Annotated in this window: 15 protein-coding genes, 1 tRNA gene and 1 pseudogene; 8 read left to right on the plus strand and 9 right to left on the minus strand. The window is 63.3% G+C overall.

Going from position 1 to position 19,244, the window contains the following annotated elements:
* Positions 1 to 11 precede the first annotated feature (11 nt).
* From SSO01S_RS13220 to SSO01S_RS13230, 3 genes and pseudogenes are all read left to right on the plus strand, one after another.
* Positions 12 to 1,412 (plus strand): efflux transporter outer membrane subunit, encoded by a 1,401-nt coding sequence (locus SSO01S_RS13220; protein ID WP_066799479.1) that lies wholly within the window; start codon positions 12 to 14, stop codon positions 1,410 to 1,412.
* A 125-nt stretch (positions 1,413 to 1,537) separates the two neighbouring features.
* Positions 1,538 to 1,624 (plus strand) — tRNA-Leu (locus SSO01S_RS13225).
* A gap of 228 nt (positions 1,625 to 1,852) precedes the next feature.
* Positions 1,853 to 3,131, plus strand: a pseudogene (locus tag SSO01S_RS13230) (tyrosine-type recombinase/integrase).
* Between the two features lie 119 nt (positions 3,132 to 3,250).
* On the opposite strand, the gene SSO01S_RS13235 reads toward SSO01S_RS13230, so the two are convergent.
* From SSO01S_RS13235 to SSO01S_RS13245, 3 genes are all read right to left on the minus strand, one after another.
* Positions 3,251 to 4,150 (minus strand): HNH endonuclease, encoded by a 900-nt coding sequence (locus SSO01S_RS13235; RefSeq protein ID WP_066799482.1) that lies wholly within the window; start codon positions 4,148 to 4,150, stop codon positions 3,251 to 3,253.
* A 76-nt stretch (positions 4,151 to 4,226) separates the two neighbouring features.
* On the minus strand, positions 4,227 to 4,496 hold the full coding sequence (locus SSO01S_RS18090) for a helix-turn-helix domain-containing protein (RefSeq protein ID WP_066799489.1): 270 nt from the start codon (positions 4,494 to 4,496) through the stop codon (positions 4,227 to 4,229).
* Between the two features lie 95 nt (positions 4,497 to 4,591).
* Positions 4,592 to 4,801: a helix-turn-helix transcriptional regulator gene (locus SSO01S_RS13245; RefSeq protein ID WP_066799491.1), complete on the minus strand. Its 210-nt coding sequence runs from the start codon at positions 4,799 to 4,801 to the stop codon at positions 4,592 to 4,594.
* Positions 4,802 to 4,933: 132 nt separating this feature from the next.
* On the opposite strand from SSO01S_RS13245, the gene SSO01S_RS13250 reads away from it, so the two are divergent.
* Positions 4,934 to 5,149, plus strand: a complete 216-nt coding sequence (locus tag SSO01S_RS13250; protein ID WP_066799492.1) for a hypothetical protein — start codon at positions 4,934 to 4,936, stop codon at positions 5,147 to 5,149.
* Between the two features lie 141 nt (positions 5,150 to 5,290).
* On the opposite strand, the gene SSO01S_RS18120 is transcribed toward SSO01S_RS13250, so the two are convergent.
* The gene (locus SSO01S_RS18120) at positions 5,291 to 5,443 is read right to left on the minus strand and encodes a hypothetical protein (RefSeq protein WP_157073777.1); all 153 of its coding nucleotides are present in this window, start codon (positions 5,441 to 5,443) and stop codon (positions 5,291 to 5,293) included.
* 244 nt (positions 5,444 to 5,687) lie between these two features.
* On the opposite strand from SSO01S_RS18120, the gene SSO01S_RS13255 reads away from it, so the two are divergent.
* The 4 genes from SSO01S_RS13255 to SSO01S_RS13270 all read left to right on the plus strand — a co-directional run bounded on the left by SSO01S_RS13255 (position 5,688) and on the right by SSO01S_RS13270 (position 13,305).
* Positions 5,688 to 8,582, plus strand: a complete 2,895-nt coding sequence (locus SSO01S_RS13255) for a TonB-dependent receptor plug domain-containing protein (protein ID WP_066799493.1) — start codon at positions 5,688 to 5,690, stop codon at positions 8,580 to 8,582.
* Positions 8,583 to 8,652: 70 nt separating this feature from the next.
* Positions 8,653 to 10,239, plus strand: coding sequence for an alkaline phosphatase D family protein (locus tag SSO01S_RS13260; protein WP_066799494.1), 1,587 nt, complete (start codon positions 8,653 to 8,655; stop codon positions 10,237 to 10,239).
* Positions 10,240 to 10,360: 121 nt separating this feature from the next.
* Positions 10,361 to 11,209, plus strand: coding sequence for a dienelactone hydrolase family protein (locus SSO01S_RS13265; RefSeq protein WP_066799496.1), 849 nt, complete (start codon positions 10,361 to 10,363; stop codon positions 11,207 to 11,209).
* Between the two features lie 50 nt (positions 11,210 to 11,259).
* Positions 11,260 to 13,305 carry a DUF5060 domain-containing protein gene (locus SSO01S_RS13270; RefSeq protein ID WP_169798357.1) on the plus strand — a complete coding sequence of 682 codons (2,046 nt, stop codon included), beginning with the start codon at positions 11,260 to 11,262 and terminating at the stop codon, positions 13,303 to 13,305.
* Between the two features lie 125 nt (positions 13,306 to 13,430).
* Here SSO01S_RS13270 and paoC read toward each other — a convergent pair whose 3' ends face one another.
* From paoC to SSO01S_RS13295, 5 genes are all read right to left on the minus strand, one after another.
* Entirely contained in the window at positions 13,431 to 15,647 is a 2,217-nt protein-coding gene (gene paoC / locus SSO01S_RS13275; RefSeq protein WP_066799500.1) for an aldehyde oxidoreductase molybdenum-binding subunit PaoC, read from the minus strand.
* Positions 15,644 to 16,597 carry an FAD binding domain-containing protein gene (locus SSO01S_RS13280; protein WP_066799502.1) on the minus strand — a complete coding sequence of 318 codons (954 nt, stop codon included), beginning with the start codon at positions 16,595 to 16,597 and terminating at the stop codon, positions 15,644 to 15,646. Before SSO01S_RS13280 ends, paoC begins: the two co-directional genes overlap by 4 nt.
* The gene (gene paoA, locus SSO01S_RS13285; RefSeq protein WP_066799504.1) at positions 16,594 to 17,229 is read right to left on the minus strand and encodes an aldehyde dehydrogenase iron-sulfur subunit PaoA; all 636 of its coding nucleotides are present in this window, start codon (positions 17,227 to 17,229) and stop codon (positions 16,594 to 16,596) included. The genes SSO01S_RS13280 and paoA overlap by 4 nt, the downstream gene beginning before the upstream one ends.
* A gap of 89 nt (positions 17,230 to 17,318) precedes the next feature.
* Complete coding sequence (locus SSO01S_RS13290; RefSeq protein WP_218000370.1) at positions 17,319 to 18,533, minus strand: MFS transporter; 1,215 nt, start codon at positions 18,531 to 18,533, stop codon at positions 17,319 to 17,321.
* Positions 18,534 to 18,675: 142 nt separating this feature from the next.
* Positions 18,676 to 19,221 carry a type II 3-dehydroquinate dehydratase gene (locus SSO01S_RS13295; RefSeq protein WP_066799508.1) on the minus strand — a complete coding sequence of 182 codons (546 nt, stop codon included), beginning with the start codon at positions 19,219 to 19,221 and terminating at the stop codon, positions 18,676 to 18,678.
* Between the last annotated feature and the right edge of the window lie 23 nt (positions 19,222 to 19,244).

Raw genomic sequence — 19,244 nt, forward strand, 5'->3', positions numbered from 1 at the left:
GGAGCAATTCCATGCATCGCTTCCTGCTGCTTTCCGCATCCGCCCTGGCGCTTTCCGCCTGCGCGGTGGGGCCGGATCACCTGGCGCCGCTGCCTCCCGCCGCCGCGAACGGCCCGTTCGTCTCGGCCCAGGATCCGGCGGTCGCCACGCCTGCGCCGGTGCAGGGCGATTGGTGGCGGCTCTATGACGATCCGGTGCTCGACGGGCTTGTCGCCGACGCGCTGACCGCCAACACCGATATCCGGGTGGCGGTGGCGCGGATCGCGCGTGCACGTGCAGCGCTCCGCGAAGTGCGTGCAGACCGCGCGCCCAAGCTGGGGGCAGGGGCATCGGCCGACTATGGTCGCTTGCCCGCCGGCCAGCGCGCGCCCGGTGCGCCGCCTGAGGATTGGCAGGTCGATGTGGGACTCGACGTCGCGTACGAAGTCGATCTGTTCGGGCGCGCTGCACGCGGTGTCGAAGCAGCGCGGGGAGATCTCGCAGCGAGCGAGGCCGATGCCGATGCGGTGCGCGTGGCGATTGCTGCGGAGACGGCGCGCGCCTATTTCGACGCCGCTTCCGCCGCCGAGCGGCTGGAGGTGGCGGAGCGCATTGTCGCCCTGCTCGACAAGTCGATCGTGCTAACCGGACGGCGGCAGGAGGTGGGGCTAGCCACGCGATTGGATACCGCGCGCATCGGTGCGCTTCGCAACCAGCGCCAGGCAGAAGTGCCCGCGCTGCGCGCCGAGCGACAGGCGGCGCTGTTCCGTCTCGCGACGCTGACGGGGCGCACTCCGCAGGATCTGCCCGCAGAAGCCGGCCGCCGCACGAGCTCGCTTCGGCTTTCCCAGCCTATTCCGGTGGGCGACGGGGCGGCCTTGCTGGCGCGGCGGCCCGATGTGCGTGCGGCCGAGCGGCGCCTGGCGGCGGCCTCCGCGCGGATCGGCGTGGCGACGGCGGACCTTTATCCGCGCATCACGCTGGGGGGATCGGCGGGATCGAGCGGCGCGGGCTTTGACGACATCTTCGGCGGCGGGCCGCTTCGCTGGCTGGTGGGCGGGCTGCTCAACTGGACGGTGAACCAGGGCCCGGCGCGCGCGCGCATCCAGGCGGCGGAGGCAGATAGCCAGGCCGCGCTCGCAACATTCGACGGCGCGGTGCTTCGCGCGATCGAGGAAACCGAGACGGCGCTTTCCAATTATGCCCGCGCGCTCGATCGGCGGACCGCATTGCAGGCGGCGCGCAACGATGCTGAGGCCGCCGTTACGATCACCCGCGCCCGCCAGCGCGAAGGCCAGATCGATTCGCTGGAGTTGCTCGATGCCGAGCGCACCTTCGCCGATGCCGAAGCCCAGCTCGCCGCAGCCGATGGCGCGATCGGGGCCGCGCAGATCGATCTGTTCCGCGCATTGGGCGGGGGCTGGGGCCGATAAGGGCACGCGCGAGGGAAGGGGGGCTCGCGCGTGCCCTGCGCACTATTTCAAACTTCGCGCCGCAACATCGCCAAGACCGGTTGACAGCCCCACCCGCCGCCCGTAGTGGCCACCGCCTACCCCGTGCCCAGATGGCGGAATTGGTAGACGCACCAGCTTCAGGTGCTGGCGCTCGCAAGGGCGTGGAGGTTCGAGTCCTCTTCTGGGCACCATTTCCCTGTGTCAGGGCATCCCAGCACATCGACAAAAACGGCAGAAATCTGCCACTTTTGCTCGGTTCTGTGCGAAAATGTCCGAGCAGGTTCCAGTCGATCCCAGGGCCATATTGGGCCACGAACGGGGCCTAAAATGGCCCCGGAAAAACGATGGCCCGGTGGGCCATTTCGACCGGAAAAATGGGCGCCATCCGAACAGAACCGATCGAATCGGGAGTTTGGGTTATGGCTTTGAAAGATCTGGAAATACGCGCCCTTCAGCCGAAGGAACGCATCTACAAAAAGGCCGACGAGCGCGGGCTCTATATCGAGGTGCATCCGAGCGGCTCGAAGCTCTGGCGCTTCAAGTACGGCTATCTTGGCAAGGACAAGCGCCTGGCATTCGGCCGCTACCCGGAGGTCACTCTCGCGGAGGCAAGACAGAAGCGCGACGAGGCCCGGCAGAAGCTGCGTGATGGCATCGACCCGCTTGCAGAACGCAAGCGCGAGAAGCTCATGGCCCACTATAAAGCGGCGAATACCTTCGGCGATGTGGCCCAGGAATATATCGAAAAGATGATCGCCGAGGGGCGAGCCGATACGGCGACGGCGAAGGCCGGGTGGCTGCTCGAGCAGCTTCGGCCGCTTTGCAGCCAGCCAATCGCGGACCTCAAGCCGATCGACGTCTTAGCAGCGCTGAAGCGGCTCGAAGCTAAGGGGAAGCTCGAGACGGCCCGGCGCTGTCGATCATTCGCCGGTCGCGTGTTTCGCTATGGCGTGGCGACTGGCCGGGCAGAGGCGATCCAATCTCACTCCTGCGTGGCGCGTTGATCACCCCGAAGACGACGCACCGCGCTGCGATCCTCGATCCCGCGGCGTTCGGGAACTGTTGCGCGCAATCGACGCCTATCCTGGCCATCGGATCACCCGGCTCGCGGCGCAGATATCGCCACATGTGATGGCCCGACCGGGTGAACTAAGGCAGGCGGTATGGCCCGAGATCGACTTCGACAATTCGGTCTGGCGCATCCCGGCTACGAGGATGAAAATGCGGCGACCGCATTCGGTCCCGCTGTATAGGCAGGTGAAGGCTTATTTGTCGGAGCTCCACGAACTGACCGGTCCCGACGGCTATATCTTCCCGGCGTTTCACACCTCTCGACGGCCGCTTAGCGAGAACACGGTCAACCAGGCGTTTCGCCGCATGGGCTATGCGGCCGGGGAGGTTACCGCGCATGGCCTGCGGACCACCGCATCTACCCTGCTCAACGAAAGCGGAAAGTGGAACCCGGACGCGATCGAGCGCTCGCTGGCGCACGCGGACAAGGATGCAGTTCGCGGCACATATAATCGCGGCGCCTATTGGCACGAGCGTGTCGCGATGCACCAATGGTGGAGCGATTATCTCGATGAGCTACGCGACGGGCCGGCAGGAGGACATATTGCTGTCGCTCCGACCCCTTGCCGAGACAGCATCCGGAGCATCGCCGCGAGATCGTCCCGAAAAAAAGAGCGAGAGGGTTAGATAACCCAGGATAGTGACAACGTAGTAAGGGCGTCGGGGACCGGCGCCCTTTCCAATCTGCAATTCTGCATACCGCCACGGCTCGATTGTCTGCGCGCACGCGGTCGGCGAAGGGGCCTTCACCGCTTGAAGCAATGCTTGCGGTGCCATTCTAGGAAATGTGGATGGGGCCGCTCGATCAGGCGATCTGGCTGGAGAGCGTAACCGCCTTTGTTGATGACGCCGCGTATGCTGTCGGGGTCGTTGGCTTGGCGCGAGATCAAGATCTCCAGATCGTCGCCAAGGCTGATCAAGCCCCGGTCGAACATCCAATGCGCAATACCGGAAAGCGCCAATCCGTTGCTGACGATATCAGGGCCGTTCGCTTCGACCGGTTTAATGTGGGCGGCCTCGACCTCGGCGCGTCCGCCGCCGTTGATCAGCTTGAGACCGGTGATCGCGCACCGTTGATCGTAAGCACGCAGGACGGTGCGTCGGAAGATCCGGTCCCTGACTAGCCGGGAGGTCAGCACCGGAACGCGGATACGGTCTTGTTCGAAGATGAAAGGCACCGGCTGCTCCCGCAGTCTGTCGCCCTCTGCAATTGCGTCGGTTCGCGGCAGCAGCGGCGCGTCGTCACTCAGCCCAATGTTGATGATGCGATTAAAATCCGCTGCGGAGATCGGGCGCACGGCAGATTGCGCGCGCCCGGAAATACGTCCCTCTTCGTTCAGCACGCCAGTTTCAATCGGCCCTTGCGGCCCAGCAAAGGGCACGGGATTGGCGAAATCGAGGTAGGAGCCCGGTTCGATCAGCGCGAGATACATACCGGATGTTGAAGGGTCAGGGGTGATGCGCTCCACCTTAGCGACCGCGAAATAGCCCCGCGTGCCGGGGACCTTGCGTGGCTCGTAGTAAATGATCCAGTCGCCCTCGGTTGGCTGGGCGCGGCTCAGATACTGCGCAGGAAATTGATACCGCTCGGCGGGGCTATCATCATAGATTGAGTCGGATCGGTGGATGAAAACGCCGAAAGCCATTGGTTGAGAATAGACACTTCGGCGTCCGACGCTAGCGGTCGCCCGACGGGAGCAGGACGCCGAAGTGCGAGCACCATTAGCCTATCTGCTGCTCTCTGAGGCGTTGCACCAACGCGTGCAGGCGGGCGACAGGAACGAGTGTCGTGCGGCCGAGCTTGATGACCTCAATGTCTCCTGATGTGATCAACTCATACACCCTCGACCGACTAATCCCGAGCAATCTCGTCGCCTCGGGAATGCGCACCGTTATGGGTTCGAGGGATGATCGATTGTGTGCATCGAAAGAATTGTCGGTCGCCTCTTTGCCATAAGCGGTCCGATCCAAGCGTAGTGTCGTAGCAATCATTCCAAGCCTCCTATTTGGCCAGAGCACGACGACGGATGGGCGGGTCTACCCCCCGTAAAAAATCAAGCTGGACGGAAAGGGGGCTGGCGGGAGTGCTACCGGCCCGCTTCGACGGAGTAGAACATCGGATTGTGCAGCCAGGCATTGATGGCGGATCCCCGCCAGCCCGCGCAGCGGGTGCTGATCTGCACGTTCTTCGGGAAGGTGCCGTTCTGAATCTTCCGATACATGGTTGAGCGGCTAAGGCCGGTGCGTTCGAGAACGGTCTTGATCCGGAGGATACGGTCAGGAGTGTCGGTCAGCATTGATATCACCTGCATCGCTTGCCTTGAGTGGTCCTCCCCCCGAGACATGTTGGACAGGCTGCACGAAGTCGTGGGCGGGGACGTAGAAGGCTTGGCAACCGCCGATGCGGGAATTGGATCCCGCTCGCGGCGATGACGGCTTCGGCGACCGGTACGATCTCGCGTTCGGGCAGCGGGGTGGGATCGGCGGCGAGGCCGGGGCGCCGCAGGAGCCGTTCGCTGTCCGAAGCCGGCCGGGCGCTCTTCGCTGCTTCGCGCGCGCGCCGGACTTCCGCCAATGACGCCGACCGACTGCGCAAATATCTGGCGAAGTTCGGGCTCGAATGGGCGCAACTCACTAAGGCCTGAAGCCAACGCCCCAAGCACCGCGCACAGCCCTACGGGCGCCATCCTCGGCAAGGTTCACGCCCTGAATGCCCAATTTGGACGTCGTGGCTTCATCAACGTAACAATCTGGCCTGTCCACAGCGAAGCTAAGGTTATTCGCGGCTATGGCGAGGAGATCGACGAGATCGAGCCGCGCCTGAAAACGCCGCGCTCACCGCGCACCGCCCGTGCCGCTCTGATCGCGAGCCCCGCGCCGTCCGACGGCGTGATCCACAGGCCGTGGGCGGCGAACTCGGGATTAATGCGCCACCTCACGACTTAGGTGAGCCACCACAGAATAGCGATGCGAGGCGAGCACGCCATCGCCGGCCAAGGGTTGAAAAGCCGGAACCCATCTGTTAGAGGATTTCCTTAGATAGAATGACGTTCCGATCAACGGAATTTTGTAGAGCAAGTTAGGAGTACGTCGCGGTAGCCGCCTAGGGCCTTTCGTGAGGAAAGATGGCGCAGCGGGTGGTGCGAATTGAAACGAGAAAATGAATGTTGGGAGGAGAGGGTTATGACTATTCGGCTGAACGGATCGGGTTCGACTATCGCCATAATGTTGGCCGCCTCGTCTCTCGGGATCGCGCCCGCGTTTGCGCAGGAAGCCGCGGGGGACCGGGTAACCGTACAGAAAACCGAGGAGGGCGAGACACCCGCTGAGGAAATCGTCGTCACGGGCACCGCGATTCGCGGCGTCGCTCCAATTGGATCGAACCTCGTCACGCTGGACCAGGAAGCTATTGCAAAAACGGGCGCAACCAACCTGAGCGAGCTGATCAACACCGTGCCGGCAATAACCACGGCGGGCGCGGAAGGGATCGGTGAGAACGTATTTTCCTATTTCTCGCCGCAAATCCACAGCCTGTCGGGGAGCGCGAGCAACACGACTCTGGTTGTGATTGACGGTATGCGCGTCCCCGGCGCCGGCATACGCTATGGCCAATCGGATCCCAACATCCTTCCGGTCAGCGCGATCCAGCGGGTCGAGGTGCTGGCGGACGGAGCGTCGTCCATCTATGGCTCCGATGCTGTCGCGGGTGTGGTGAACTACATCACCCGGCCATCGTACAGCGGAGCCAAATTAACCGCCCGAGTTCGGCTCGCGGACAAGTGGCACAGCATCGACGTCAACGGCATCGTGGGAACGAAATGGGCCACCGGCGGCATCTATTTCGCGGTCCAGCATATGTATGCCTCTCCGCTGTGGAAGAAGGATCGGGAAATCCTGGCCATGGGCGATTACCGTCCGCTCGGCGGCCGCAATACCAACACGTTCAACTGCATGCCGGCCACGATTCGTACGACCGCGACCGGGACGACGCGGGCCTATCTGTCACCCTCGGCGACGACACCCACAGAACTGATTACGGAAAACGCGCCTTGCAACAATTCGATCTATGCGGGTGCGCTTGGAAGCATGGAGCGCACCAATGGGTTGATACGCTTAAACCAGTCCTTCGGTGACCGGCTGACGGTGACTGCCACCGCCAATTACAATGTGCAGGAGAACAGTTACGACTTCGGTCCCGCGAACGTCAACAACGTGACTGTCTTCGGTCCCGGGTCGACTCGCGTCACCCAGCGCAATCCATTCTATGTGGCGCCGGCAGGCGAGCCCAATGTGACGCAGCAGATCGTATCCTTTGCCGCGATCAAACCCGACAATTATTACGGCACGCAAGACCTAGAGAACGAATCAGTGTATCTCTACGGTAACGCCGAATACAAGCTGTCCGATAGCTGGAGTGTAACACTCAGCAATGCGTACGGGGATAGCACCAGCTTCACGCGCGAAAGGGATACGATCTGCACCGCCTGCGTACGGCGGGCGCTGAACGGCACCACGGCCGCGAACGGTAGTGTCAGTGCCGCTAATCCAGCCATCCCGTTGACGACGGAGAACGCACTGGACGTCTGGCAGCCCAATGCCGGCAGGACCTCGGCTGCGGTTCTGAATAGCCTCTACGTCAACCAAGGCTACACCCGGCATATCAACAGATTCAACCAGACAAAGCTGGAGGCGCAAGGCGTGCTGTTCGCACTGCCGGCCGGCGACGTGCGTCTTGCGTTTGGCGGCGAATATTATTGGGCCGAACAGAGAGTCCTGGATGTCGATGCGGCCGGAGAAGTTGCCTTCAACCTCGACCGGAATGTCCTCTCGGGCTATGCCGAGGTTGCGGTTCCGCTCGTCTCGGAGGCCATGGGAATACCGCTCGTGCGGCGGCTCGACCTGAGCCTCTCGGCTCGATATGACCGATTCAGCGACGTCAGAGACACCACCAATCCCAAGATCGCGGCCACTTGGGAGGTGGCCAAGGGGCTGAGGCTGCGCGGTAACTATGCAACCGCGTTTGTCGCGCCGCCTATGGCTACGATCGGGATTCCGGAACTCGGCTATCGGCGGAGAGCAGTCGGAGTGACGAACTCCCAGGCCTTCTACGTTCCGGTTGAAATTTATCCGGCTGTTAAGCTGTTGCCCGGTTGCGCGACTGCGGTCGTCGTGTGCCAGATCGGCACTTCCGTTAATCCGGGCCTGACCCGCGACTATGGCATCGGGCCTGACGCCGAGCCGCAGACGGGTAACAGCTGGTCCATCGGCGTCGACTTCGCGCCGGCGCAGGTCCCCGGCCTTCGAACATCGGTGACATTCTGGAGCAATAAGTTCTTCGGCGGCGTAAACCGGCTTGAGGTCACGCAACAGTTTTATTCCACCACGATGCGGGACCGCCTGACAATCTGCCCAACAGGTTGCACGACGACCCAAATAAACGAGTTTGGCAATGTCGCCAATGGCGGCTCGATCGACGTGACGCCGCCGGCCGTAACCTATTTCATGATCAACAACGATATGGCCAATGTGCTCAACCTGTTCGTCCAGGGAATCGATGCCGACCTCAAATATCAATTTAGAACCAAGAATATCGGCAAATTCACGTTCGGCGCCACGGGCACATATTATACGCGCTTTGACCAGAATACCGGCGGCGAGCCGTTCAGTATTCTCAACACCTCGGGCTTCAACTCCGGCTTCCCCTCGATCCAGACTCGCTTACGGTTCCAGCTTGGCTGGGATCTGGGCGGGCTTTCGGTCGACGGGTTCGTGACTCATACCGGCTCCTACAGGAACTGGGACAATGATGCCGTTACGCCGCTGATCCTCGATGCGAACAACCGGCCCATCGGGGGAGGCGACGTGGTCGAATCGGATACGAGGCTGGATCTGAACGTCGCATACCGGCTGAAATTCGGTAAGACCGCTGACGCCAGGCTGTTCCTGAACGTCAACAACGTGTTCGATAAGGCTCCGCCATTCTATAGCGGCACACTGGGCCGGACGCATGGCATCAACCGTTATGTATCGAACCCGTACGGACGGACCGTGTCGCTGGGCTTCAGTGCGGAATTCTAAGTCTGAACTGTAGACATGCCGGGCTAGCCCTCACCGCTACGCGCGGTGAGGGATCTCCCATTGGATTGGCGTGCAGGCGGACGACAGCCACGAGAAGGAGGTCATCATGCATAGCAGACGAACCGTCCTGCACCGTGCCGCTGCTGCGAGCCTCGGCGGGGTATTATTCGGCGGTGTCTCCTGGTCGCGTGCGAGCACCGCCGAAACCCGCACCGTCAGAGCGTTGCTGCCTTCGGCGAGCCATGACACGCTGGCGGTTAAAGTGCTGCTCGACACGCCGCCGTCCGCAGCGCCGGTGCTGACGATCGACGGGCGACGGGTCACGGCGCAACAAATGGATGTGGACGGCTATTCCTGGGGCTTCGTTCAGAGAGGCCTCAAAGGCGGCACCACGCACGAGCTGACCCTGACCGATGAATATGGTGCCGCGCTGCGCGCACCGTGGCGGCTCAAGACGCTGCCCGACTTGGACGACCGGCCCGAGCGGTTCCGGATTCTGTTCTTCACCTGTGCGGGTGGCGACGAGGCCAAGAGCGCGCTGGCGGTGAACGTGCGGCGCGCGCTGTTCGATCGTGCGTTGAGCTTCTCGCCCGATCTGGCGGTGGCGAATGGCGATCACATCTACTGGGACCTCGACACCGCACTGAAAATCCGCGGAAGTGCCCGGAGCCGGGCGCGCAACGAAGAAATCTATCGCAGGATCGCGTGGATCGACCAGGATCTGAGATTCGATTCCGAGACCAACCGCCGTTCGCTCAACACGGTGATCGGACGGCAGATCGCGTCGATTTATGAGGACCGGTTCGCCTCGGTGCCGCTGGTCTTCATCAGCGACGACCACGACTATTTTGAAAACGACAATGGTGGCACGTGGGGGTACACCTTCCCGCCGCGTGCCTTCACCCTCAATCTGCAACGCCGCGCATCGGCAATCGCCTATCCCTTCGCCCTGGGTCGTCCGCAATTGCCCGGTGGGGCCTTGACATCCGAAACGGTCGAGACGGTCAGAATTGGAAAGCTCGCCGAGCTGGCATTGTTCGATTGTCGCCGCGGATTGGATACCAGGACCGCTAACGGCATGCTGTTTCCGGACGTCGAACGATTCCTGATTGAACGGCTGCGCCGATCGGAGGCCCGTCATTACATTCACGTCCCGTCGGTCCCGTTCGGCTGGACTGCGGGCAAGCTTGGCGATTGGTACGAGGACCCACCGCCAGCAGGCACTAGGGACAGCGACAAGGAATTCTGGCGGACGAGCTGGTTCGACCAGCACCAGCGGCTGATCAAGGCGCTGACCGAACAGCGGGAGCGCCCTGCGATTACCATATCCGGCGATATCCACGCGAGTGGCGCCAAGCATTTCACGCGCAGCGGCAACATCGATCTTACGGCCAATCCGCTCGAGGCGGTCCTTGCGGGCACGATCGGCACGGCCACCGGCTGGCCTAGCCACGGACGCGGAATGTTTCCGAGCACTCCGGGCAAACTGATGGGCACCGACACGGCGGAAACCCAGGAGAAAAACGGCTTCACACTATTCGATGTCACGCCGGGCCACATCGAGGTGCGTCAGTTCAACTGGCGTCCGCCCGAGCCGATCGAAGTGATCGCCTCGCTCAAGCCTTATGCCACCTTCCGGATGGAGCGTCGCGCATGACGACGATGATTAGTCGGGCGGCGCTCGCCTCCCTCGGCATCACCACCGCCAGCATCGACTTCACCAACGAAGCGCGAGGCGCCCGAAGTGTGAGATCGACCCGGTCAAGAAAGGAAACGCGATGCGCTATCTGATTGCCGCTACCCTCGTGACAATCGCCGCCCCCGCCGTGGCACAGGAGGTGAAGGTGGAAACCGTGACCTTCCCCAGCCGCGACGGAAAGACCCAAGTTAAGGGCTATTTGTTCAAGCCGGCCAAAGCCCGTGCCAAACTCCCCGCTGTCGTGATGATGCACGGTGGCGCCGGCGCATACGCGTCATCGGCGAAGGGCAAGTATGACGCCTCCACATTGTCCAGCCGCCACAAGGCGTGGGCCATGCTGTTGGCGCGCAACGGCTATGCTGCCCTCATGGTCGATGATTTCGGCTCGATCGGCTTCCCCGCTGGGTTCGCCGGCACGTCTGCCGGTCGCCCTGCCGCCATCGACCCTGTCGATTTCCGCCCGCTGCATGCCTATGGCGCGCTCGATTTCCTCCGGTCGCGTGCCGACGTCATCGCAAATCGCGTCGCGCTGTTCGGCTGGTCTCACGGCGCGATCACCACACTCGCCGGGATGGCCGACGACAAGCCCGGCGACATGCGCACACTCGGCTTTACGGTGGGGGTCGCAATCTACCCCGGCTGCGTCCTCAACAAGCGGTTCGAGAAGGACGGTTACAAGCCCTATAACCCCGTCCGCGTGTTCATGGGCACGGCGGACGAGAAGGTCTCGCCCAAGGTTTGCGAAACCTTGGTCGAACGCAGCAGGGCGGCGGGCAACGACATCGCGATCCGCATGTTCGAAGGTGCCACCCACAGCTACGACACCCCCGCCCAATCCCGGCAATCGATCACAGCCAACGCGGCGGCGAAGGCCGCGACCGAGGCCGATGTGCTGCGGTTTCTGGCAGCGAAGTTGAAGGATCAATAGCGAGTCCCCCGATGGGGAAGGTGGCATCGCACAACGCGGGAGGGAATGGCGTGAATTATATCGGAACCTTGTTGTTGGGTCGTCCATTGCGGTGGTTGACCCTCCTCGCCTTAGCCTTTGGCACACCGCTGGCGGCACAGCCCACCGTCACTGCGCGCGATGCCGGGGGGATCTACGACCCGGTTACGATCGACGTGGAAGGACCTGAGCTCGATCAGGCAGCCGGTCCCAACCCCTTCGCTGACTACAGGCTCGATGTCACGTTTAGTCGTTCCGGTCGCGAATACTCGGTGCCGGGCTATTTCGCGGCGTGCGCCGAGGCTGCCGATCGCGGTTGCACGAACGGGAAGCTGTGGCGCGCGCATTTTGTGCCCATGGAAGCGGGCGAATGGACCTATCGGGTCAGCTTCCGGACCGGCAAAGATGTTGTGGCAAACGACGAGCGTGGCGAAGCCGTTGTTGGGATTGATGGGACGACCGGCGGTTTCGCGGTATCCGCCACGCCCCGAAACAATGTCCGTGCCCGCGGGCTGCTGCAATATCGCGGAGAGCAATATTATCGCTGGTCCGGCACTGGCCGCCCATTCTTCAAGCTCGGGGTGGATTCACCGGAAAACATGCTGGCTTACGTCGATTTCGATCGCACGCCGAACGCGAGGGGTATGCGGCACGACTGGCAGCCTCACGTTCGGGATTATGACGTCCGGGCCAAGTCGTTCACCTGGGGCAACGAACGCGGCAAGGGATTGCTGGGCCGCTTCGCCTATCTGCAAGGGGCCGGGGTCAACAGTGTCAGCATGCTCTTGTTCAACGTCGGCGGCGACGATCAGAATGTCATTCCTCAGGTCATGCGCGTGTCCGTGGACAGCTATGCAAAACTCTCGACCGCCGATCAGTGGGCTAAGGGCGTGGAGCACGACCGCTACGACGTTGTGAAGCTGGCCCAGTGGCAGCGTGCGCTTTCGTATGCCGACGAGCTTGGACTCCAGGTGCATTTCAAGATGCAGGAGGTCGAGAACAACTTTTTCATGGACGGCGGCAAGCTGGGCCGCGAGCGGAAGATCTACATCAGGGAGATGGTCGCACGCTTCAATCATTTCCTCGCCGTGTCCTGGAACATGGGCGAGGAGAATACGCAGGAGCCGGATGTTGTTCGGGCGCAGGCGAAGTACATCGATTCCCTCGATCCCTATGACCACCCGCTCGTTATGGCGACCTATCCGCGCCAGAAAGAGCGCTTCCGGCCTCACCTCTCCAGCGGATCGTCCATGAACGGACTGGCGATGCAGGGGGCAACAATAGACTTTTCCGACATGCGTCCCGATATCGTGAAATGGACCAACGCCTCCATCAAGGCGGGGCGCCGCGTCGTGATCGGCTATGACGAATCCGGCACGGCGGGCCCGGGTGCGCCCATCGATGCCGGATTCGACCTGGACACACTGCCTACCAAGGGCGTCCTGTCGTTCAGTCCGGGCGACATCCCCCCCGGCCAGCCGGGCGCGGAGCCGATGTTGTCCAAAGATGCACTGGCGGGAGCACCGCCGAAGTTTCAGCCCGAAATTGCCCCGACGCGGGAGACCTACCGCCGGCACTCCATCTGGAATGCGCTGCTCGCCGGGGCGGCGGGGATGGAAATGTACTATGGCTGGACGAATAAGTGCCACGACCTGGGATGCGAGAACGACCGCACGCGCGCGCTGAAGTTCAGCGATGGCAGAAACGCAATCGCGTTCTTCAACGAACATGTCGGTGAGCGTGCCCTCGGGATGGTTGCGGATGACGATCTGACCATCACCAGGACGGAATATGTCTTCGCCGATCACGGCAAGACCTACATCGTCTATACCCGCGCCGGCACGCCCGCTGCTCTGTCGCTGCTCGGCGAAAGCGGGCGCTACAGCGTCGATTGGTACGACGCCGTCGCGGGCGGCCCGTTGCGCAAGGGCAGCGTGAAGGAGATCTCCGGCGGACCCGCTTCGCTGGAATCGGGGGCCAGCCGGTCCGTCCGCAATTCGCGCTTCGCCCCGCTCGGGACGCCGCCGTCCGGCGGATCCGACGATTGGGTCGCGCTGGTTCGCAGGATTGCCGATTAGACTCTTGGGTGAGGCGAGCGCGCGCTCGCCTCACCGCAATCTGATGTGACACATTTGGTGCCTGGGCCGGCACGAAAGCCGGGGTCAGCGGCCTTGTTCACATCCACTGGGTAAATGTCCGCTGGTCAGGCGATGCGGGGCAACCGGTCCAAAAGCTTGTCGAGCGTGAGTGGGTAATCGCGTACCCGCACGCCGCACGCGTTGTAGATCGCATTGGCAACCGCAGCAGCCACACCGGTGATGGCGAGCTCGCCTAGCCCCTTCGCCTTCATCGGGTTGGCCATCTCGTCCGCCTCATCAAGAAAGAGGACTTCCTGTTCCTGAATGTCGGCATGCACCGGCACCTCGTAACTGGCGAGATCGTGGTTCACGAAGAAGCCGAACCGCTTATCGACGACCATCTCTTCCATCAGAGCCGCGCCCACGCCCATCGTCATCGCGCCGATCATCTGGCTGCGCGCCGATATCGGGTTGAGGATCCGTCCCGCCGCGCACACCGCAAGCATACGCCGCACCCGAACCTCGCCTGTGTAAGCATGAACCGCAGCCTCCACGAAGTGGGCACCAAACGTGGAGAGATGTACACTTCTGCTCATGTCGCCATATTCGATGGCGTCCTCGCCGGTGAGTGCGCCACCCCTAGCCACGTCGGCGAGACTTACCCGGCGCCGGTCGGCAACGACATGCCCGCTCTCGAACACGGCTCGATCGGGCTCCATGTTCAGCTGTCGGGCCACGGCTTCACGCAGCTTCACGCACGCCGCGTACACGCCAGAGGTCGAGTTCGACGCACCGAACTGCCCGCCGGACCCTGCCGCCGCCGGGAAGTGCGAGTCCCCGAGCCGCACCTCCACCATGTCGAGCGGCACGCCCATCATCTCCGCGGCGGTCTGTGCGATGATAGTATAGCTGCCCGTGCCGATGTCGGTCATGTCGGTCTCGACCAGGATGCGGCCCGACGGTTCCAGCCGCACGCGTGCGGCCGACTTCATCGCCGGGCTGTTGTGGAAGGCCGAGGATACACCGAGACCGACCCACCAGCTGCCATCGCGCCGCTGGGCGGGTCGCATCGGGCGCCGGCTCCACCCGAACTTCGCCGCACCGTCGCGGAGACAGCGCACCAGCTGGCGCTCGGAGAAGCGCTTGTCCGGCTTCTCGGGATCCACCTGCGTGTCGTTGCGAATACGGAACTCGACCGGATCGAGCCCCAGCTTCTCGGCCATCTCGTCCATGGCGATCTCGAGCGCCATCATGCCAGGCGCCGCTCCGGGTGCGCGCATTGAGTTGCCCTCGGGCAGGTCGAGTACCGCCTGGCGCATCGACGTGAGCCGATTGAGTCCTGCATAGAGAAGGCGCGTCTGTGCGGTGGCTGTTACCGGCCTTCCACCCTCCAGATTGCCCGAAAGGCTCTCATGGGCGATCGCGCCGATCCGCCCCTCTCGGTCGCAGCCGAGCCGAATGCGCTGGATCGTCGCTGCACGGTGCACCGTGTTGTTCATCGTCTGCGGACGGGTGATCGCGACCTTCACCGGACGCCCGACCGCACGCGCGCCCAGCGCCGCGAGCACGACGTCGGCTCGGATGCGGAGCTTCGCTCCGAATCCCCCGCCCACATAGGGCGATAGCACGCGGATTTTCTCCTGCGGGATCAGGAAGGTATGCGAGAGGTCTTGCACCGCCCAGGCGACCATCTGGGTGGATGTCCAAACGGTAAGCTCGTCGCCAGACCATGCCGCGATGGAGGCGTGTGGCTCCATCATCTGGTGGCTCTGGTCTGGGGTCGAGTAGGTGGCGTCCAGCTTGACCGGGGCGGCGGCGAACGCCGCCTCGAAATCCCCGGTGCGCAGAGCTGCTGCTGCGCTTCCCTCGCCGCTGCTCCCGCCCACCAAAGGCGCCGTATCCTTCTGCGCCGCCAGGTCGTAGCGGCCCTGAACACGGGCATAGTCGACACGGATCAGCGTCGCGGCCGCCCGTGCCTGCTCGAAGGTTTCCGCTACGATCAGGGCGATTGCCTGGTCGTAGTGCTGGATCTCGGGGCCGGCGAGCAGCCTGGCGGTGTTGTGCCGCGACGTCGCGAACGGTCCGGCATTGGCGGCGGTGACGATCTTAAGCACGCCCGGCGCCCGCTCGGCATCGGCCGTATCGATGCGCTTGATCCGGCCCTTGGCGATCGCGGATCCCAGCATATAGCCATAGGCCTGGTTCGCCACGACGTCGTGCCGCTCGTAAGCATACGGCGCAGCGCCCGTGGTCTTCACGGGACCGTCGATCCGGCTGGTGGTGCGGCCAACCACCTTCATGCGGTCGATCGGGTTGGGGCCGGATGGCGCGTCGAACTTCATGCTGCGCTCGCTTTGGTCATAACCGCGGCGAGCGTGCGCTCGACCAGCGGAACCTTGAATGCGTTGTCCTCGGTCGGTCGCGCGCCCGCCATCAGCCTGGCGGCAACGGTGCCGGACCCCTGCGGGATGGCGGCATCGGCCGCGGGAACGCGCCAGGGCTTCGGGGCGACGCCGCCAACGGCAACGCGCCCGGTTCCGCCCCGCTGTAGGACAGCGGCAACGGAGATGAGCGCGAAGGCGTAGGACGCCCGATCGCGCACCTTTTGGTATATATGCCGGCCGCCGAGCGGACGCGGCAGGGTGACCGAAGTGATCAGCTCGCCGGGTTTCAGCTCGGTCTCGATGTGGGGCGTGTCGCCCCATAGCCGGTGAAAATCGGCGATCGGAATCGCACGGGTTGCGCCCTGCGGATCGACCGTCTCGATGGTCGCATCGAGCACGCGAAGAGCTACGGCCATGTCGCCAGGATATGTCGCGATGCAAGCGTCGGACGTGCCGATCACGCCGAGCTGGCGCGAGAAGCCACCGATCGCCGCGCACCCGGAACCGGGCTGCCGCTTGTTGCACGGCTGGTTGGGGTCATAGAAATAGGGGCAGCGGGTCCGCTGGAGCAGGTTGCCAGCAGTCGTTGCCCTGTTGCGGAGCTGACCGGATGCGCCAGAGACGATTGCGCGTGCGAGCACCGCATAGTCGCGGCGGACACGAGGGTCCGAAGCCAGCGCGGTGTTTGTCACGAGCGCACCGACCCGCATGCCTCCCTCCGGCGTCTTTTCGATCCGGTCCAGCCCAAGATCTTGCAGGTCGACCAGATGCGTCGGGATCTCGATCTGCAACTTCATCAGGTCGAGCAGGTTCGTGCCGCCAGCGAGGAACTTGGCGCCCGGCGTGCCGGCGACGGCTGCGGCAGCCTCCGACGGCGACTTGGCCCGCTCGTAGGTGAAAGCCTTCATGTGCGTGCACCAGCGACTTCCGCCATTGCCTCGACAATGTTGGAATAGGCGCCGCACCGGCAGATGTTGCCGCTCATGCGCTCGCGCAGCTCAGCGTCGCTCGGGTCTGGCCGGGCCGCGATATCGACCTGCGCATGGCTCGGAACGCCGCGCTTGATCTCGTCCAGCACCGCTACTGCCGAGCAGATCTGCCCAGGGGTGCAGTAACCGCACTGGTAGCTATCGTGTTTGATGAAGGCGGCCTGCATCGGATGCAGCTGTTCGATCGTGCCCAGCCCCTCGATCGTGGTCACCGCGTCGCCGCTATGCTGGACCGCCAGGCTGAGGCAGGCGTTTATCCGCTCGCCGTTCACCAGGACGGTGCAGGCACCGCACTGGCCATGGTCGCATCCCTTCTTCGTGCCGGTGAGCTTCAAATGCTCGCGTAACGCATCGAGGAGCGTCGTGCGGGTATCCAGGTCCAGATCGTAACGCGTTCCATTGACCTCGAACGAGACCGGCATCGTGGCGGGGTTCGGCCGCAGCGGCGTCGCTTGAGTACCAGCACTCGGCACTGCGGTGGCCGCCGCCGCCGCGGCGCTGCCGACGAGCAGTCCCCGCCGCGAGAGTTCCAGCTTCCTGTCGTCGTCCATGTACAACCATCCCTGCGGCGCTGAGCTGCGTGTCCCGGAGATGAGAACCCAAGAGCGCGATGCGACGTTTGCCCGGTGATATGCCTGTTCTACGCTGAACTGGTGGAAGCTTCGGGTCCGGACCGCCTGGACCGTATGAACATCCAAAGCATCGCTGCGGTGAGGTTCAGCGCAACGGCGGTGAGGAAGAACGGGGTCACTGAATTGAAGGCGCTGTACAAGTAGGGAAAGGCAAGTCCGGTTGCGAAGGCACCGAATGCACCGACCATGTTCATCTGACCGGTGACCGTTCCCGCCCTTTCACCGCCAACATCGATGCAGAATGCCCAGGATGGCGGGAGGGTCATGTCGGCACCGAACACGGTAAGGCTTAGAAAAGCCACTGCCACTATTGCCGTTTCGGCATTGAGGCTTCCGACAAGCCCGATCGCCGCCAGGACGAAACCAGTGATAGCCACATAACGCAGCGATGCGATGCTGCCTGTCCTTCGTACCGCGAAATCGGATCCCACTCCGCCCAGCCAGTTGCCTGCCGCGCCGGCCGCCAGAGGGATGGCGGTCATGACGCCGGTTTCGACCGTGGTCAGACCGTAGGTCTTCTGCAGATATGGGAACAGCCAGGACAGCGCGAAGAAGAAGGTGAAACACGACGCGAAATACTGCGTGACGACGAGCCACAGGCCGCCCTGATGCGACGCGGACCCGTGCCTGCTCGGATCGGCGTGCGGCGTGGCAAGTGTTCGCCCCGCGACGATCTGCTGGACTTCCGCTTCGGGCATTCCGAAATGGTCTTCAGGCCGATCCCTGAACAGCACGTACCAAGCGAAGACCCATAACAGGCCGGCTGCGCCCATGATGACAAAGGTTTGCCGCCACCCAAAGGTCGAAAGCATCCAGGCGAGGCCGGGAAGCGCCAGCGCAGCGCCGACGCGCGTACCCGATAGGTTGATGCCGTTGGCAATGCCGCGTTCGGCGGTGGGAAGCCAGCTGTACACAGCCTTGGCACAGGCCGGCATCGCGCCGGCTTCCGCCGCGCCGAACAAAAAGCGGAACACCAGCAGGGAGAGAAAGCCCCAGGCTGCCCCGGTCAGCGCGGTGAACCCGGACCAGAGGACGACGATCGCAGCCAGCGTCTTGCGCGGCCCGATGCGATCGGCAAGCTGGCCGGAGGGTACCTGAAACAATGCGTAACCGAGCGCGAACGCGGAGATCACCCAGCCGAACTGGGTGTCGCTCAGTTGGAGGTCGCCCGTGATCTGCTCCTTCGCGGCGGAGATCACGACGCGGTCCACGTACAGCAGCATGGTGAGGAGGAACGTCCCCACCAACAGGAAATGTCGCCGTCCCATAGTTCAGATACCCCCTACCCTTCGAGCATTGTGGCTGTTCCGGTCGAAGCTCTCTGTCGGAGCCATGGGCCGGCGTCGGACTGCTTATGCGCAGGACTCAGGCCGTCTCCGGGTCCGCGAGTTCGCCGCCGAGAAAACCCTTGTCGTCGAGTGCCATCACCAGGCCCACCAAAGCGGCGATGTAGCTATATTGGCGCAACCCCATGCAGAGGCCGGTCGCGGTGTGCGTGAAGGTCGAGATCAACTTGCCGCTGGCCAGACCGCGCGGGGTTCCCGGTGCGCCGGAGATGTTCGCGAAATGCACCTCGATGGCCGGTTTGGTCGTATCCTCAAGCGCGTGACGGACGGCCTCGCCCATCGTCGTCAGACCCGCCGGGTTGATGATATAGCCGTCGACCCGATTGGCCGATCCGTGGATATATTCAAGAATCTCGCCCATGTGGTTGGACGAGAAGGTCTCGACCTCCACGCCGATATCCGAACCCGCGGACACGACAAAGGCCTTGAGGTCGTCCAGCGACCGGATCGTCCCGTAAACCTGTTTGCTGCGGGCGCCCAGGCTGGACATGTTCGGCCCGTCGATCAGGGCGATCCGGTGGCGGCGGGAACCGGTTCGGTTCAGGGTGAATGGGTGGGTTGTCATCTTGGTCCTCTCGCTTTTATCGT

Source organism: Sphingomonas soli NBRC 100801 (genome assembly GCF_001591025.1).
GTDB classification, from domain to species: Bacteria; Pseudomonadota; Alphaproteobacteria; order Sphingomonadales; family Sphingomonadaceae; genus Sphingomonas; species Sphingomonas soli.

Bases quoted from the DNA above. Each gene is read 5' to 3' on its own strand.
- SSO01S_RS13220 (WP_066799479.1), top strand. From the start codon at position 12: ATGCATCGCTTCCTGCTGCTTTCCGCATCCGCCCTGGCGCTTTCCGCC.
- SSO01S_RS13235 (WP_066799482.1), bottom strand. From the start codon at position 4,150: ATGGCTTTCGGCGTTTTCATCCACCGATCCGACTCAATCTATGATGAT.
- SSO01S_RS18090 (WP_066799489.1), bottom strand. From the start codon at position 4,496: ATGATTGCTACGACACTACGCTTGGATCGGACCGCTTATGGCAAAGAG.
- SSO01S_RS13245 (WP_066799491.1), bottom strand. From the start codon at position 4,801: ATGCTGACCGACACTCCTGACCGTATCCTCCGGATCAAGACCGTTCTC.
- SSO01S_RS13250 (WP_066799492.1), top strand. From the start codon at position 4,934: ATGACGGCTTCGGCGACCGGTACGATCTCGCGTTCGGGCAGCGGGGTG.
- SSO01S_RS13255 (WP_066799493.1), top strand. From the start codon at position 5,688: ATGACTATTCGGCTGAACGGATCGGGTTCGACTATCGCCATAATGTTG.
- SSO01S_RS13265 (WP_066799496.1), top strand. From the start codon at position 10,361: ATGCGCTATCTGATTGCCGCTACCCTCGTGACAATCGCCGCCCCCGCC.
- paoC (WP_066799500.1), bottom strand. From the start codon at position 15,647: ATGAAGTTCGACGCGCCATCCGGCCCCAACCCGATCGACCGCATGAAG.
- SSO01S_RS13280 (WP_066799502.1), bottom strand. From the start codon at position 16,597: ATGAAGGCTTTCACCTACGAGCGGGCCAAGTCGCCGTCGGAGGCTGCC.
- paoA (WP_066799504.1), bottom strand. From the start codon at position 17,229: ATGGACGACGACAGGAAGCTGGAACTCTCGCGGCGGGGACTGCTCGTC.
- SSO01S_RS13290 (WP_218000370.1), bottom strand. From the start codon at position 18,533: ATGCTGCTGTACGTGGACCGCGTCGTGATCTCCGCCGCGAAGGAGCAG.
- SSO01S_RS13295 (WP_066799508.1), bottom strand. From the start codon at position 19,221: ATGACAACCCACCCATTCACCCTGAACCGAACCGGTTCCCGCCGCCAC.